Below are 14,866 nucleotides of genomic sequence, written 5' to 3' on the forward strand. Positions count from 1 at the left end.
AAGACCTCCGAGCCCGGTCCGAGCCGAACCGTCCACGGCCCTGCTGCCGGTCCGCCTCGATGTCAGGGAGTCCTGAATGCGGGTGCAGGAAGCGATCGCCGCCTCGGTCCACCGGCTCGGGGTTCGGCACGTCTTCGGCCTGATGGGCCGGGGCAACATGGGATTCCTGCTCGACCTGGTGCACCGGCACGGGATCGGCTACATCGGCGCGCGGCACGAGACGAACGCGGTCACCATGGCCGACGCGTACGCGCGCAGCACCGGTCGGCTCGGTGTCGCGACGGTCAGTGTCGGTCCGGCGTTCAGCAACGCGCTGACCGGGATCCTGGAGAGCGCGCGGGGCCAGACGCCGCTGTTGCTGTTCGCCGGGGACACCGTCACCACGCACGGGGACTACGGGCAGTTCCTGGCTCAGGCGCCGCTGCTCGACGCGGTCGGGGTCGCCCACCGTCGGCTCGACGCGCCGCACCGGATCGGCCCGGAGATCGCCGAGGCGGCCCGGCGTGCCGTGCACGAGCGTCGGCCGGTGGTGTTGACGGTGCCGCTGGACGTGCAACGCGAGCCGGTCGAGACGTTGGTCGAGCCGGTCGGGCCGCCCGAGCCGGCACCGCACCCGCTCCCGGACGCCGCCGCCCTGGACGCTGCGGTCGAGGTGATCCGGCGTAGCCGTCGACCGGTGCTGGTCGCGGGCCGTGGCGCGCTCGCGCCGCAGGCCCGGGCCGCGCTGATCGAGCTGGCCGAACGGGCCGGCGCGGTGCTCGGCACGACCCTGCACGCCGACGGGCTGTTCGCCGGTGAGCCGTGGAACGTCGGGTTGCTCGGCGCACACGGCACCGCGTACGCCGCCGAGTTGAGTGCGACGGCGGACACGATCATCGCCTTCGGTACCGGACTGGACCGGTACACCACCCGGGGCGGGCACCTGTTCCCGCAGGTGCGGGAGATCGTGCACTGCGAGCTGGATCCCCGGCGTAGCGCCTCGGCGCCGGTCACCGTCCGACTGACCGGGGACACCACGGCCACCGCCCGTTCGCTCGCCGCCGAGTTGCGGCGGAGCGGACACCGGGCCACCGGGTTCCGGACCGGCCCGTGGGACCCTCCGCCGCCGTCCCCGGCACCCGCGACCGGCGTGCCCGCACCCGGCTTCGTCGACCTCACCGAGTTGCTGTCCACGCTGGACGCCTGGCTGCCGGCGCACCGCTCGGTGGTGCAGGAGAGCAGCCACGCGGCTGGGAACGCGGTGGGTCACCTGCGGGTGGCCGCGCCCCGGGCACGGGTCAGCACGTTCGACTTCGAGTCGATCGGATTGGGTCTGGCGACCGCCGTCGGCACCGCCGTGGGCCGTCCCGACGCCCCCACGGTCGCCGCCGTCGGTGACGGCGGCGCGCTGATGGCCCTCGGCGAGCTGGAGACGGCGGTCCGCCACCGGTTGCCGATCCTGCTGCTGGTGCTCAACGACAGCGCCTACGGCGCGGAGGCGCGGGAGTTGGAGATGCGCGGCCTGCCCATCACCGACGCGCTCTTCCCGACCACCGACTTCGCCGCCGTCGGCCGGGCGTTGGGGGCGGCCGGGACGGTGGTCCGGGACGTCTCCGACCTGGTGGCGATCCGGGACTGGATCGCCCGCCCGGAGGGGCCGTACGTCCTGGACTGCCGGCTCGACCCGACCCTGGTCTCCGGCTGGTTCCAGCTCGCCATCGCCTCGCCCGACGGTTACCTGCGCAAGCCCCGGTGGCAGCCATGACGAGACGACGGCCGGCACCGGTCGGGCAGGAGGGACGAGACACGTGATCGTCATCATCGGAGCCGGACCGGCCGGTCTGTCGGCGGCCTATCACCTCGGCGACGAGGAGTACACCGTCCTGGAGTCGGAGGAGGAGCCGGGTGGCCTCTGTCGCTCCTTCGACCTGGGGGGCGCCACCTTCGACCTCGGTGGGCACGCCTTCTTCACCAAGCACGACTACGTCCGGGAACTCGTCGAGCAGCTCTGCGAGCCGGGGGTGTTCGCGCAGCCCCGCGAGGCGTGGGTGCACAGCCACGACACCTTCGTCCGGTACCCCTTCCAGAGCCACCTGCACGGGCTGCCGTCGGAGGTGGTGGAGGAGTGCCTGGTGGGCCTCTACGAGGCCGCAGGTCGGCAACCGCTCGCCGCGCCACCGGCGAACCTACGGGAGTGGATCGAGCTGACCTTCGGGCCCGGTATCGCGGCCCGCTTCCTGTTGCCCTACAACGAGAAGCTGTGGGCCTTTCCGCTGACGGACATCGCGCCGGGCTGGACCAGCAACCGGGTGGTCACTCCGGACGTGGCGGCGATCGTCGGCGGGGCGCTGCGCCCGGACCGTTTCTCCGACTTCCCGAACGCCGTCGTGCGGTATCCCGCCACCGGCGGCTTCGCCAACCTCTACCAGGGCTTCCTGCGTACGGTCGGCGACCGGATCCGGCGGCACAGCGTCGTCGAGGTCCGCCCCGGGGAGTCGATGGTCCGGGTCGAGGGTGACGCCACGATCGGCTACGACCACCTCGTCTCCACCATGCCGCTGGACGAGTTGGTGCGGCGTACCGACGGTCTCGACGACTGCTGCCGGAACGCCGCGAACGAACTGCGCCACAACAGCCTCCATCTGGTGAACCTGGTCTTCGACCGGCCGGCCATGACCGAGATGCAGCGGGTGTACTGCGCCGATCCCGACATCCCGTTCCACAAGCTGGTGCTCAACTCGAACTCCAACCCCGAGCTGCGCGCACGCCCGTGCTTCGGCATCCAGGCCGAGGTGAGCTTCTCCGCGCACAAACGGGTCGACCCGGAGGGCCTGCCGGAGCGGGTGCTGTCCGCGCTACGGCGAATCGGCATCGCCGGAGCCGACGACCAGGTCAGCGCCGCGAGTGTGGTCACCGTGCCTCGGGCGTACCCGGTGCAGACGTCGGCGACCGTCGAGGCGCGCGCGCACCTGCTGGAGGAGTTCCAGCGGCGTCGGATCCACTGTGCGGGCCGGTTCGGCGAGTGGCTCTATATCAACTCGGACGACGCGGTGCTGCGCGGCCGGGCCCGGGCCGAGGAGATCCTGGCGCACCGGGCCGGCAGCTCAGTCGACTGACTCCGCCGGGGGCAGCCCCAGCACCGCGGTCATCCACGGCAGCGCGACCTGGAGTTGGCGCAGCTGGAACTCGCGGACCAGCGGCAGCTTCGGCAGGAACGGCAGACCGGCCCGGCTGGCGAAGAAGCCGGTGACCAGGGTGACCACCCTCGGGTCGGGATCGGTGAGCACCTCTGCGGGCTGCGGCCCGCCCTCCAGGGTGAGACTGGGCAGCCAGAACGCGAGGTCGAACTGCGGATTGCCGAGGGCGGCATGATTCCAGTCGAACAGCACCGGTTGGCTGCCGCGAAAACAGAGGTTGTCACTGCGGACGTCGAGGTGGGTGACCGAGTCGCCGTCCATGCCGGCGAAGTCGGCGGCGTCGAGAATGGTGGGCAGGCACTTGTCCAGCCACTGCGGGGAACAGACCCGCAACGCCAGGAACTGCGCCGGGTCGCGGGCGATCTCGGGCCAGCCGCCCTGGCCGTACTGGGTGTGCGAGGCGGGGATTAGACCGTCGATGGCGGGGCGCGCCGCCAGGTCGCGCAGCGTGTCCCGGACCGCCCGGAGCTGCTCGGGTGACCAGGGCGGCGGCCAGGTCGAGTCGGAGAGATCCTCCAGCACGAGTACGGGCAGCTCACCGTCGTCGTACCAGCCGAGCAGCTCCGGCATGAACGGCGCGTGCAACTGCTGGTAGACGGCGTGCTCGCGGCGCAACCAGATCGCGCCTGGCTCGTCGTCGGCGTGTTTGACAAAGACGGAGCGGCCGTCGTCGAGCCGGGCGAGCCACCGCCGGTTGTTGGAATATCCACGCCGGACACGGACCGCGTCCACCACCCGTTGCCCGATCGCGTGGGCGATCCGTTCCGCCTCGTCGATCGCGATCACCGAGTCCGCCTGCATCGAGTCACGATAACAGAGGGCGTGATCAACCAATTCACGCCGGTCACCCATGACCGGGAACGACGATCAATGGGTATTGCTCGCTCGACGGCCACCCCATATCGTCTGGCAATGCTGACTCGACCGGGCCGATCCGCTGTCACGACGGATGTTCACGGCCGGGTCGACGCGCGGTGATCAGGGCGGAAGGGCTCTCCAAGACGTTCCGGCGGTACGAGCGCGAGCCGGGCGTGCTGGGCAGCCTGCGGACCCTGTTCAGCCGGCGTCACACCACGGTGACGGCGGTGGACGAGGTCTCCTTCGAGGTGGCGGCCGGGACCCGGGTGGCGTACCTCGGGGCGAACGGCGCCGGCAAGTCCACCACGGTCAAGCTGCTGACCGGCGTGACGACCCCGACCAGCGGGCGGTGCACGGTCGACGGGATCGAGCCGTACCGCGAGCGGGTCCGCAACAGCGGCAACATCGGTGTCGTGTTCGGCCATCGCAGCCAACTGTGGTGGGACCTGTCGGTGCCGGACTCCTTCCGGATCCTCAAGCACATCTACGACATCGACGAGGCCGTCTACCGGCGCAACCTCTCGCTGTTCCGGGACGTGCTCGACATCGACGCGCTGGGCAACACCCCGATCAGGGAGCTCAGCCTCGGGCAGCGGATGCGCGCCGAGATCGCCGCCAGCCTGCTGCACACCCCCGCCGTGGTCTTCTGGGACGAACCCACGATCGGTCTGGATCTGGTGCTCAAGGAGGCCGTCCGGGCCCTGGCCAACCAGATCAACCGGGAACACGGCACGACGATCTTCCTCACCAGCCACGACATCAGTGACATCTCCGCCATCTGCGACCAGGTGCTGGTGGTCGACCAGGGCCGGATCGTGCACCAGGGCACGCTCGCGGCGCTGCTGCGGACGGCCCGCCACCGGGCGGTGCACTTCGACCACCGGGGAGACGAGTCGCCCGAACAGGTGGCGGCCCAGATCGAGGAGGCACTGACCGGCACCACCGTCACCGTCGACGACCAACGGCGGGTGACGATCGACTTCCCCGTCGACCGGCTCACCGCCCGGGAGGTGCTCACCTGGGTGCTGCACCGCTTCGACGTGACCGACTGTTTCGCGCCGGAGCCGGACCTGCAGACGGTGCTGCGGGAGATCTACGGTGGTCGTCAGCCGGCGGAGCACGGCTGAATGACGGTCGGTGTCCGCTCTCCCCGACTTCGCCGCTACCTGCCGTTCGCGGTCAGCGGTCTGCAGGCGACCCTGCAGTACCGCGCGAGCTTCTTCGTCAGCCTGGCCACCACGGCGACCAGTACGGCGGTGGTGGTCTTCCTGTGGCGGGCGGTCTATGCGGCCAGCCCCGACGCGGGTCCCGGCGGTTTCGGGATCGAGGGCATCACCACCTATCTGATCGCCGCCCAGGTGCTCGGCGTGCTGCACGCCAACCAGGTCGACAGCGAGATCGGGCAGGACATCCTGCGCGGCGACATCGCCGTCGCGCTGATCCGCCCGGTCAGCTACCCGGTGATGCGGATCTTCACCGCCCTGCCGGTGCTGATCACGAATCTGCTGATGGTGGGCCTGCCCACGCTGCTGATCTTTGCGGTGCTCTTCCCCCTGCAGTCCCCGGCCCCGGTGGACCTGCTGCTGTTCCTGGCGGCGGTGCCGTCCTCGGCGGTCATCGCGTTCAGCCTCAACATGCTGGTCGGGCTCTGCGGCATCGTCACCACCAACATCTGGGGCATCCGCATCGTCAAGGAGAGCGTCGTGGTGTTCTTCGCCGGTCAGCTCGTACCACTCGACCTGATGCCGGCGCCGCTGGCCGCCGTCGCCTCGGTCCTGCCCTTCCAGTCCATGGTGTACGCGCCGGTCCGCCTGCTCACCGGCCGGTACGACGGCGCGCCCGACGCGGCGGTCATCCTGGCCGGGCAGGTGGGCTGGGCGGTGCTGCTCGCCGGCGCGTGCGCGGTGCTGTGGCGGGTGTTCGTCCGACGCGTACAGGTGCTCGGCGGATGACCCGCCCCGGTCGTACGCCGCTGCGCTACGCGCGGCTGACCTGGTTCCTCGGCGGCGTCAGCCTCCGGCGACTCGTCGCGTACCGCACCGACTTCCTGCTCGGCGGCGTCGGTTTCCTGCTCCGGGTCGGCGTCCAGGTCCTGCTGATCGGCAGCATCTTCCAGTTGGTGCCCACGGTCGGCGGTTGGTCCCTGGACAGGGTGCTGTTCCTGCTCGGCTTCGCGCTGCTGCCGCGCGGGCTGGACCGGCTCTTCACCGACTACCTGTGGGTGGTCGCCTGGCAGTTGATCCGCAGCGGCGACTTCTACCGGCACCTCATCCGGCCGGTGAACCCGCTGTTCAGCGTCCTGTCGGAGCGCTTCTTCTGGCCCGACGCGCTCGGTGAGCTGCTGGTCGGGTTCGCGCTGCTCGGGTACGCAGGTCGGCGGCTGGGGCTGGACGTCGACGCCGAGATGGTCCTGGTCGGTGCCGGTCTGGTCGTCTGCGGCACGCTGATCTACACCGGGATCAAGCTCGTCTTCGCCTCGATCGCCTTCTGGACGATCACCAGCCAACCCGCGATGCACGCCGCCAACCAGCTCTCCGAGTTCGCCGCGTTCCCGCTGGAGATCTACCCGGGCGTGCTACGGCACGTGTTGACGTGGGTGCTGCCGTTCGCGTTCACCGCGTACATCCCGGTGGAGTTCCTGCTCGGCGGCGACGGCCGGTTGGTGTGGCTCACCCCGCTGGTGGCGGCGGGCGCGCTGGGCGTCGGCTACGGCATCTGGAGCATGGGCATCCGCCGGTACGAGATGACCGGTAGCTGAGAGGAGAGGCATCGGCATGAGAAGACAGCTACCGCTCGGTGAGCCGCTGGCGCGGGGCTACCAGTTCTATGCCTTCCCGTTGGCGATCCTGGCCACCGAGGCACGGGCCCGGGACTGGATCCTGAGCAACTACATCCACGTCGCCTTCGACCCGAAGGCGCCGGACTCACCGGTGCCGTTCGGCTTCTATCTCTATGACCACGCGATCAGTCCGTGGCTGGAGGTGGTCCGGACCAGCCGCGAGTGGGTCGCCTGCGTCGGCGCGGACATTGTCGCGCTCTGCCGCGACTCCATCGGCGCCGGCTACTACCCCTATCTCAACCTGGACGAGCACCACCTGCCCGGCCGGGCGCCCTACCAGCAGTGGCACCAGACCCACGACGTGCTGCTCAGCGGCGTCGACGACGAGGAGGGCACCTTCACCATCTACGGCTACACGGCCAACGGGTCGCTGCGGACCACCACGGTCGGGCAGGACGACGTCGCCCGCGCGTACGCGAGCCTGGACGAGGTGGAGAACGACTGCTTCCAGGTCTACTTCTACCGGTTACGACCGGACGCCAGCTATCGGATGCGGCTGCACGTGGTGGGCGGCGCGTTCGAGGAGTACCTGTCCGGTGCCAATCCGAGCCGCCGCGTCGACATGCTCCAGGAGGAGTGGGACCGGGCGTACGGTGTCGACTCCTACGCGCCGATCCGTGGATATCTGCGCGACTACCTCACCGGCGACGCCGCGTACGACATCCGGTACCTGCACGTGTTGTGGGAGCACAAGCGGCTGATGACGGAGCGGTTCGTCCGCCTGGCCGAACTCGCCCCGGCACTGGCCCCGCTGGTGGACGACTGCCGTGCGATGCAGACCGACGCGGTGGCGTTGCGCAACGGGATGCTGTGGCACGAGCAGAAGGGACGGTCCTCCCGGTTCGACGAGGAGGCCATGCCGCGCCTGGAGCGGATCTTCGACACCGAGGTGCGGGTGCTGCGGCAGGCCGTCGAGGAGATCCGGCGTCATCCGACGCAGGAGCCGGACACGGATCACCGGCACAGCCGCGAGGGCATGCCGGCGGGAGCGAGAGGGGGTGACGGAGCGTGAGCACGGACGCGGTGTGCACGGTGGTCCTACGGATGCCGGCGCTGCGGCCGGACGACCACCTCCGGTTGCGGATCGTCGGCGGCGACACGCAGGACTTCCGGTACGACGAGCCGTCCGGCGAATGGACGACCACGCTCGATCCGGCGGCGCATCCCGACGGCCTCGACGGCTTCGTCGTCCTCGACGGCGACCCCCAGCTCGACGGGCCGCTGCACCTGACCGCCGCCGACCTGGCCGCCCCGACCTGCCGCCTCGACGGGCGGGTCCACTTCGCACGGCACCACGACATCCTCGTCGGCGAGACGCACGTCGCCCGGCACTTCTTCCCCGGCGACCCGGACTCCGACCAGCGCTACGACGTCATCGTCGTCGGCTCCGGCGCGGGCGGCGGCACCCTGGCGTACCAACTCGCCGAGACGCCGTGGCGGGGCGGCCGACCACCGCGCGTCCTGCTGCTGGAGGCCGGCAGCTATCTGTTCGGTACGCACACCGGCAACCTGGCCCGGTACCAACCGGTCGGTCCCGACGTGTACCCCAACATCTTCCACCACTGGGGTGCCTTCGGGCGACGGCGCTGGCGGGCCGCCGACGCCGAGAGCGCCAGGGCGCGGATCGCACAGGGCTTCAACCTCGGCGGCCGGACCCTCTTCTGGGGAGCCTCGGCGCCCCGGATGCACCGCTGGGAGTTCCGCGACTGGCCGGAGACGGTCCGCGACGAGCTGTGCGACGTCTGGTACGACCGCGCGGAGCAACTGACCCGTGTCACTCCCCTGGTCCCGTCGTCGTACCAGACGATGGTCAAGGCGAGGCTGCGGGAGTTGCCCGCGTTGGCCGAGTTCCGGCACTTCGATCCGCCGATGGCGATCGAGTACTGCGGCCCGGTTCCCGGGGCGGTGCCGGCGGGTATCTGGTCGGCGGCCGAGCTGCTGCTCAGCCGGGCCATGCAGGACGATCGCTTCGGCAACCTGCGGGTCCACCTGAACCACGAGGTGGTCGGGATCGAGCGGGCGTCGGGCGAGGTCACCGGTGTGGTCGCGTACGACCACCTGGCCGGCCGGGACCGCACCTACCGACTGGCCGACGACGGCGTGGTGGTGCTGGCCGCCGGCACGGTCGGCTCTGCCGCCGTCGCGCAGTCGTCCGGCCTCGCCGAGGACAATCCGCTGGTCGGGCGCGGCATCACCGACCACCCGATCCACGTGATCAAGTTCTGGGTGCGGCAGGGCGGCGACTGGTACAGCCGGTTCGACTCCAGCAAGACCGTCTCCCGGCACCTCACCGACGTCACCGACACCGACCCCGCGCATCCGTACAGCGTCACGCTGGACCTGGGCGCGAACCTCAACCAGTTCCGCTTCGTCAACGCCCTGGAGTTCACCGGCGCGAACCTGGCCACCGTCGACGGGAAGATGCCGGGCGAGCTGGTGTTCATGGTCGAGGCGCCGCTGGTCGAGCAGAACGCCGTCACCCGGACCGAGACCCGGCCGGACGGCGTGAAGCCCGCCGCGCTGCCCACCATCCGCATCCATCCCAGTCCGCGCGCCCACCAGGTCCAGGACGCCCTCGACACGATCACCGCCGATGTCGTGTCCGCCTTCGGAGGCGAGGTGTACGAGCAGCTCTGGGCTCCGCTCGGCGGCGTGTCGCACGAGGTCGGCACCATGCGGATGGGTCGCGGCACACCGGGCCGGGAGCGGCCGGGGGTGGTCGACGAGGACCTGCGCGTCGTCGGCCACCGCAACCTCTATGTCTGCGACCTGTCCGTCTTCCCCAACTCACCGGCGGCCAACCCGACGCTGACGTTGGCGGCGCTGGCCATGCGCCTCGCCGCCCACCTCAGCACCTGACGACTCACCGCCCCCGGGGCGTGTTGATCACCTCGCGTAGCCCGTGCAGGAGTCGGTCGACGTGCTCGGCGGTCGTGCCGATGCCGATGCTGGCCCGGATCGCATACCCGTCGGTGGGGCGGCCGAGCCGCGCGGCGGCGTCGGCCAGCAGCTTCCGGCTGAGCGGGTGGGCGCAGAACAAGCCGTCGCGTACGCCGATCCCGTGCTCGGCGGAGAGCCGGTGGGTGATGTCGGCTGCCTGCCGGTCGGCGACGGTGAAGCTGACGATGCCGACCCGGTTGTGGTCGGCGTCGAACGTGCGCAGCTCCGCCACCTGCGGCAGGGCGCCGAGCCCGTCGCGCAACCGGGTCAACAGCTCCTGCTCGTGGCGGGCGAGAACGTCCGGCGCGGCGGCGGAGATCGTGGCGCATGCGGCGGCGAGCGCCACCGCGCCTAGCAGGTTCGGTGTGCCGGCCTCGTGGCGCGCCGGGCCGGTCTGCCACTGCACCTCGGCGGGCTCGTCGCCGACGTGCCTGGTGGCTCCGCCACCGGACAGGTACGGGTCGGCGGCGTCGAGCCAGTCGGCGCGGCCGGCCAGGACTCCCGCGCCGAACGGCGCGTACAGCTTGTGCCCGGACAGCGCCAGGTAGTCGATGTCGGCGTCGGCCATGGAGACCGCGCGGTGCGGGGCCAACTGGGCGGCGTCGACGACGATCCGCGCGCCGTGCCGATGCGCGATCTCCGCGATCTCGGCTATCGGCCAGACTTCTCCGGTGACGTTGGACGCGCCGGTGACCGCCACCAGCACCGGCCCCGCGCTGCCCAGGTCGGCCAGTGCACGGGTCAGCCCGGACGTCACCTCGGGCAGGTCGGTGGGCACCGGCAGTCGGTGCACGTTCGGCCAGGCCAGGAGGTTCGCGTGATGTTCGCCGGCCCAGGTCACCACGGTGGTGTGCGCTGGTAGGGCCCGGGCGAGCAGGTTCATCGCATCGGTGGTGTTCCGGGTGAAGATCACGTGGTCGTCCGGCCGGATGTCGAGGAAGTCCGCAACGGTCTGACGGGACTGCTCGTATGCCAGCGTGCATCGGCGCGAGGCGGTGCCGGCGCCCCGGTGCACGCTGGCGTACCAGGGCAGCAGCTCGGTGACCGCGGCGGCGACCGCGGCGAGACAGGGTGCGGTGGCGGCGTAGTCGAGGTTGGCGTACGCGACGGTGGTGCCGTCGGAGAGGCGGACGGGAAGGTCGTCGCCGAGCACGGCAGGAGCGATCGTGGGCACACTGGTCCTTCGTGACGGTGGACCCGTGCGGGTCCGCGCTTGCCTCTCCGGCGATCGCCGGCGGCCTGGTCCTCACCCGGAGGCACCCCACCGCGGATGTACGAGGGTTGCCGGTCAGCAGGCCGGGGCCTTGACGCTGACACTCATGACCGCTGCCGATGCTGCCACACCGGCGAGCGTCTCCGCCAGAGCGCTTCGCGCACCCGGCACGTCCCTGTTCGTACGACACCGGATGGTCCCATGAGTCGTCCCTCCCGGCGCGGTGTGGCAGGTGTGCGGGAGGGAGGGGATAGCCTGCCTGCGGTGTCCGGCGACCGCGCGTGACCGGAGGAGTCGATGCTTCGATGACGGCAGAGCGGCCGATGCCGACCCAGGAGGACGTGCTCGGGTACTTCGACAGGCTGTCGAACTGGGGTCGGTGGGGCGACGACGACGAGCTCGGCACGCTCAACCACATCACCGACGACGTCCGGTTGGCGGCGGCGCGGGCCGTACGCCACGGCCGGAGCGTGTCGTGCGCGTGGGAGGTCGCCGTGCCGGGAGAGATGGAGCGGTCGACGACGGCGTGCCCGTGCGCCGCCGACATGCCGGGTGCCGAGAACATGCCGCCCGCCTTCCACGCCGACCGACGCTGGGGCTTCTCGGCCGAGCGGCTCAGCCTCTCGTTCCACGGCAACACCGTCACCCACCTCGACTCGCCGTGTCACATCTTCTGGGACGGCGTGATGTACAACGGGCGGTCGCACGCGTTGGTGGACGCCGCCACGGGTTCGGCGTGGGCGGCCGTCACGGCGGCGGCGAACGGGATCGTCACCCGTGGTGTCCTGCTCGACGTGGCGAGGGCCCGGGACGTGCCGTGGTGGGAGCCGGGGCAGGCCGTGTTCCCCGAGGATCTCGAGGAGGCCGAGCGCCGGCAGGGCGTACGGGTGGGGTCCGGCGACGCGGTGCTGTTGCGGACCGGCCGTGGCCGGGTCCGCCACGAGGGCGGTACGGCCGGCGGTGTCACCCAGGCCGGCTGGCACGCGTCCTGCCTGCCGTGGCTGCACGAGCGCCAGGTCGCACTGATCGGCGCGGACACTCCGCAGGATGTCCAGCCGTCGGGATACGACGACGTCTTGATGCCGGTGCACGCCGTGAGCCTCGTGGCGATGGGTCTGTGGCTGCTCGACAACTGCGACCTGGAAGCGTGCGCGACGACCGCCACCGACCTCGGTCAGTGGGACTTCCAGCTCGCCGTCGCGCCGATCCGCCTGGCCGGGACGTCCGGCAGCCCGGTCAACCCGATCGCCACGTTCTGACCAGTACGCCGTCGGCGGCGCGCTGATCCCAGCGCGCCGCCGACAGGGGACGGGTGTCGCGAACAGGCTCGGTCGGTCAGCGCGTGGTGGCGCGGGCCGCTCTGTCGATCAGATCGGCCACCGCACGCGGCTGCGAGACCGTGACCGCGTGGGAGGCCGTGATCTCGACGGTGTGCGACCCGGCCCGCTCGGCCATGAAGCGCATCGAGTCGGCGGGGATGGCCAGGTCCTGCGTGGTCACCATGAACCAGGACCGGATGGACTTCCACGCCGTCCTGGTGGCCGTGTCGTCCAGCGCGGCACTGGTGATCGGCCGCTGGGTGACGGCCATCAGATCGGTGACGTTCCGTGGGACGTCGGCTGCGAACACCCGCCGGAACTGCTCCTGCCTGATGTAGAGGTCGGTGCCCGTACCAGCGCCCGGGATCGACACCGGCACGGAGTCCAGGGCCGGGCCCAGTTGCCCGCCCGGGAACTTCGCGGCCAGGGCCGAGGTGCTCTCCCCCTGCTCCGGGGCGAAACTCGCGATGTAGACCAGTGCGGTGACGTCGGTGTCGCCGTCGGCGGCCTCGCTCATCACCGATCCGCCGTAGGAGTGACCGGCCAGCACGATCGGGCCTCGCACGCTGTCCAGCACACTGCGCAGGTGTTCCGCGTCGGCGTGCAGGCCGCGCAGCGGATTGGCGGCCGCGACCACCGGATAGCCGTCCCGTTTGAGGTGCGTGATGACGCCGTTCCAGCTCGACGAGTCGGCGAACGCGCCGTGCACCAGCACCACCGTGGGCTTGGTCCAGGGGCGGTGCCCCGCCACCGCCTGCGCGGAACCGGCGACCAGCGCGGCCACCGCCACTCCTGCGGCGACGGCCGTCCAGGGGGCCACGCGCCTCGACAGGAAGGGAAGGTTGATCTTCATGGGTGGAACCTTTCGATCGGATGCGGCCCGCAGGCCGGGTGTCGGGTCTGGACGAGATGTCAGACGGCAGCCGCGGCGCGGAGGATGACGTCGGCCACCGCCTGCGGCTGCGACGCCGGAAGCGCGTGCGAGGCGCCGGCCACCTCCACGGCCTCCCGGGCGTTGGCGCGCTCGGCCATGAAGCGGAACACCTCGATCGGGATGGCGAGGTCCCGCTCCGGGGAGACGAACCAGGACGGGATCGTCTTCCAGGCCGGCTCGCCGGACCCCTCATTGAGGGCGGTGGTGTTGAACGGCCGCTGGGTGGCGGCGTCCAGGGCGGCCTGCTCCGCCGTGAGGTCCGCGCCGAAGTGCTCGTGGTAGCTCTCCGGGCGGACGTAGACGTCGGCGGTGCCGTCGCGCAGAGGCACCTGGTAGAGGTGCTCGCCGAGGGTGGCGCCCGGGAACTTGCCGGTCAGGTCGGGCACGTTCTCGCCCTTGTCCGGAGCCAGCGCGGCCACGTAGACGAGGGCCTTGACGTTGTCGTTGCCGGTCGCGGCGTTCGAGGCGACGGCGCCGCCGTAGGAGTGGCCGACCAGCACGATCGGGCCCTCGATCGTGGCCAGCAGGTCGGACACCGCGGCGGCGTCCCCGGAGAGGCTGCGCAGCGGATTCGCGGCCGCGATGGTGCGGTGTCCCGCAGCCTGCAGGCGACTAATCACGCCGTTCCAGCTGGCGGACTCGGCGAAGGCACCGTGGATCAGGACGATGGTGGGCTTCATCAGGTGTCTCCTCGACGTGGACGGTGGCGGCTTCTACGGCGGCCGCTGACGAATCCACGATCGGCTTCCGGGCCGCTCGCCGAATCAGTCATCCGCCTGCCGTAGACGTCGGCGCGGCGCGGAAGAGACGCAGGATGACGTGCCTTTCGCCGGGATTGTCCGCTCTCGATGGTTGCTTCCGACCGGCGCGGCCCACCCACGCGCGCCCGACGGTCGGCGGCGGCGCACGGCTCGGTTAGGTCATTCGACGGATGCCCGGCACGCTTCCCCGCCGGCCGCTGTTCCCCCACGTCGCCGCGCGGCGTCCGGTCGGGCTACGTGTCTCGCCGCACGAAGTTCACGCAGGTGACCATCATTTTCTGTCTACATAGTCATCGACTCATACCATTGCCGACTCCCGTGAGCCCGCGAAAAGCTGACCGTGGCGCACCCACACCACGCCACACGGACCTCGATCCAGGGAGGCATCACCATGGGCCGAAGAATTCGTACCGTCGCGGGCCTGACCGTGGCCGGCATCGCCGCCACGGTCGGTCTGCACGCTCAGCCCGCGCAGGCCGCCGTCGACGTACCGCCCTCGGGCCTGAGCATCTTCGAGGGCACGTTCGCCACGCTGCTGCTGCACGTCGCCGAGCCCGACGGCACCTGCCTGGCCATGCCGCCGACCGCGGCGTCGCTCACCGGAGAACGTATCGTCGAACAGGTCAGCGCGTTCAGCGGGCCCAACTGCACCGGCCTCCAGTGGAACCTCGGCACGTTCCGGACCTTCACCCCCGGCAAGTACCAGTCCTTCCGGGCGTACTCGTTCTGACCGCTTGCCGAGGCGCTGCGCGACCGGTACTCATCGCGCGGCCGGAGCTGTGAGGAGGGGTCCCCTGCTATTCACCAGGCGTTAGCAGGGGACCCC

General features: G+C 70.9%; 13 protein-coding genes and 1 riboswitch. Of the genes, 9 read left to right on the top strand and 4 right to left on the bottom strand.

Annotated features, from left to right (window positions below; all coding sequences use genetic code 11):
- Positions 1–76 precede the first annotated feature (76 nt).
- Positions 77–1,744: a thiamine pyrophosphate-binding protein gene (locus ACZ31C_RS31660; protein ID WP_465798408.1), complete on the top strand. Its 1,668-nt coding sequence runs from the start codon at positions 77–79 to the stop codon at positions 1,742–1,744.
- 43 nt (positions 1,745–1,787) lie between these two features.
- Positions 1,788–3,095, top strand: a complete 1,308-nt coding sequence (locus ACZ31C_RS31665; RefSeq protein ID WP_465798409.1) for a protoporphyrinogen/coproporphyrinogen oxidase — start codon at positions 1,788–1,790, stop codon at positions 3,093–3,095.
- Here ACZ31C_RS31665 and ACZ31C_RS31670 read toward each other — a convergent pair.
- Complete coding sequence (locus tag ACZ31C_RS31670) at positions 3,084–3,977, bottom strand: aminoglycoside phosphotransferase family protein (RefSeq protein WP_465798410.1); 894 nt, start codon at positions 3,975–3,977, stop codon at positions 3,084–3,086. The two genes, ACZ31C_RS31665 and ACZ31C_RS31670, sit on opposite strands and share 12 nt — an antisense overlap.
- A gap of 173 nt (positions 3,978–4,150) precedes the next feature.
- Here ACZ31C_RS31670 and ACZ31C_RS31675 point away from each other — a divergent pair, with 173 nt between their 5' ends.
- Genes ACZ31C_RS31675 through ACZ31C_RS31695 form a run of 5 tightly spaced genes read left to right on the top strand, consistent with a single transcriptional unit; the run spans position 4,151 to position 9,732 of the window.
- Positions 4,151–5,161, top strand: a complete 1,011-nt coding sequence (locus ACZ31C_RS31675; protein WP_465798411.1) for an ABC transporter ATP-binding protein — start codon at positions 4,151–4,153, stop codon at positions 5,159–5,161.
- Positions 5,162–5,986 (top strand): ABC transporter permease, encoded by an 825-nt coding sequence (locus tag ACZ31C_RS31680; protein WP_465798412.1) that lies wholly within the window; start codon positions 5,162–5,164, stop codon positions 5,984–5,986. It abuts the gene before it with no gap.
- On the top strand, positions 5,983–6,792 hold the full coding sequence (locus ACZ31C_RS31685; protein WP_465798414.1) for an ABC transporter permease: 810 nt from the start codon (positions 5,983–5,985) through the stop codon (positions 6,790–6,792). Before ACZ31C_RS31680 ends, ACZ31C_RS31685 begins: the two co-directional genes overlap by 4 nt.
- 16 nt (positions 6,793–6,808) lie before the next feature.
- Positions 6,809–7,885, top strand: coding sequence for a hypothetical protein (locus tag ACZ31C_RS31690; RefSeq protein WP_465798415.1), 1,077 nt, complete (start codon positions 6,809–6,811; stop codon positions 7,883–7,885).
- A complete protein-coding gene (locus ACZ31C_RS31695) occupies positions 7,882–9,732 on the top strand; it encodes a GMC oxidoreductase (protein ID WP_465798416.1) in 1,851 nt (616 codons plus the stop codon). The genes ACZ31C_RS31690 and ACZ31C_RS31695 overlap by 4 nt, the downstream gene beginning before the upstream one ends.
- A gap of 4 nt (positions 9,733–9,736) precedes the next feature.
- Here ACZ31C_RS31695 and ACZ31C_RS31700 read toward each other — a convergent pair whose 3' ends face one another.
- Positions 9,737–10,966: an aminotransferase class V-fold PLP-dependent enzyme gene (locus ACZ31C_RS31700; protein WP_465798447.1), complete on the bottom strand. Its 1,230-nt coding sequence runs from the start codon at positions 10,964–10,966 to the stop codon at positions 9,737–9,739.
- A 51-nt stretch (positions 10,967–11,017) separates the two neighbouring features.
- A riboswitch (SAM riboswitch) is annotated at positions 11,018–11,138 on the bottom strand.
- 193 nt (positions 11,139–11,331) lie between these two features.
- Here ACZ31C_RS31700 and ACZ31C_RS31705 point away from each other — a divergent pair.
- Positions 11,332–12,285, top strand: a complete 954-nt coding sequence (locus ACZ31C_RS31705; RefSeq protein ID WP_465798417.1) for a cyclase family protein — start codon at positions 11,332–11,334, stop codon at positions 12,283–12,285.
- Between the two features lie 76 nt (positions 12,286–12,361).
- Here ACZ31C_RS31705 and ACZ31C_RS31710 read toward each other — a convergent pair whose 3' ends face one another.
- Positions 12,362–13,198 carry an alpha/beta fold hydrolase gene (locus ACZ31C_RS31710; RefSeq protein ID WP_465798418.1) on the bottom strand — a complete coding sequence of 279 codons (837 nt, stop codon included), beginning with the start codon at positions 13,196–13,198 and terminating at the stop codon, positions 12,362–12,364.
- Between the two features lie 59 nt (positions 13,199–13,257).
- Positions 13,258–13,959, bottom strand: coding sequence for an alpha/beta fold hydrolase (locus ACZ31C_RS31715; protein ID WP_465798419.1), 702 nt, complete (start codon positions 13,957–13,959; stop codon positions 13,258–13,260).
- 472 nt (positions 13,960–14,431) lie between these two features.
- Here ACZ31C_RS31715 and ACZ31C_RS31720 point away from each other — a divergent pair, with 472 nt between their 5' ends.
- Complete coding sequence (locus ACZ31C_RS31720) at positions 14,432–14,770, top strand: hypothetical protein (RefSeq protein WP_465798420.1); 339 nt, start codon at positions 14,432–14,434, stop codon at positions 14,768–14,770.
- Positions 14,771–14,866 lie beyond the last annotated feature (96 nt).

The organism is Micromonospora sp. NPDC023869, assembly GCF_055559695.1.

Coding starts and splice junctions, on each gene's coding strand:
- ACZ31C_RS31660 (WP_465798408.1), top strand. CDS start 77: ATGCGGGTGCAGGAAGCGATCGCCGCCTCGGTCCACCGGCTCGGGGTT.
- ACZ31C_RS31670 (WP_465798410.1), bottom strand. CDS start 3,977: ATGCAGGCGGACTCGGTGATCGCGATCGACGAGGCGGAACGGATCGCC.
- ACZ31C_RS31680 (WP_465798412.1), top strand. CDS start 5,162: ATGACGGTCGGTGTCCGCTCTCCCCGACTTCGCCGCTACCTGCCGTTC.
- ACZ31C_RS31685 (WP_465798414.1), top strand. CDS start 5,983: ATGACCCGCCCCGGTCGTACGCCGCTGCGCTACGCGCGGCTGACCTGG.
- ACZ31C_RS31690 (WP_465798415.1), top strand. CDS start 6,809: ATGAGAAGACAGCTACCGCTCGGTGAGCCGCTGGCGCGGGGCTACCAG.
- ACZ31C_RS31705 (WP_465798417.1), top strand. CDS start 11,332: ATGACGGCAGAGCGGCCGATGCCGACCCAGGAGGACGTGCTCGGGTAC.
- ACZ31C_RS31710 (WP_465798418.1), bottom strand. CDS start 13,198: ATGAAGATCAACCTTCCCTTCCTGTCGAGGCGCGTGGCCCCCTGGACG.
- ACZ31C_RS31715 (WP_465798419.1), bottom strand. CDS start 13,959: ATGAAGCCCACCATCGTCCTGATCCACGGTGCCTTCGCCGAGTCCGCC.
- ACZ31C_RS31720 (WP_465798420.1), top strand. CDS start 14,432: ATGGGCCGAAGAATTCGTACCGTCGCGGGCCTGACCGTGGCCGGCATC.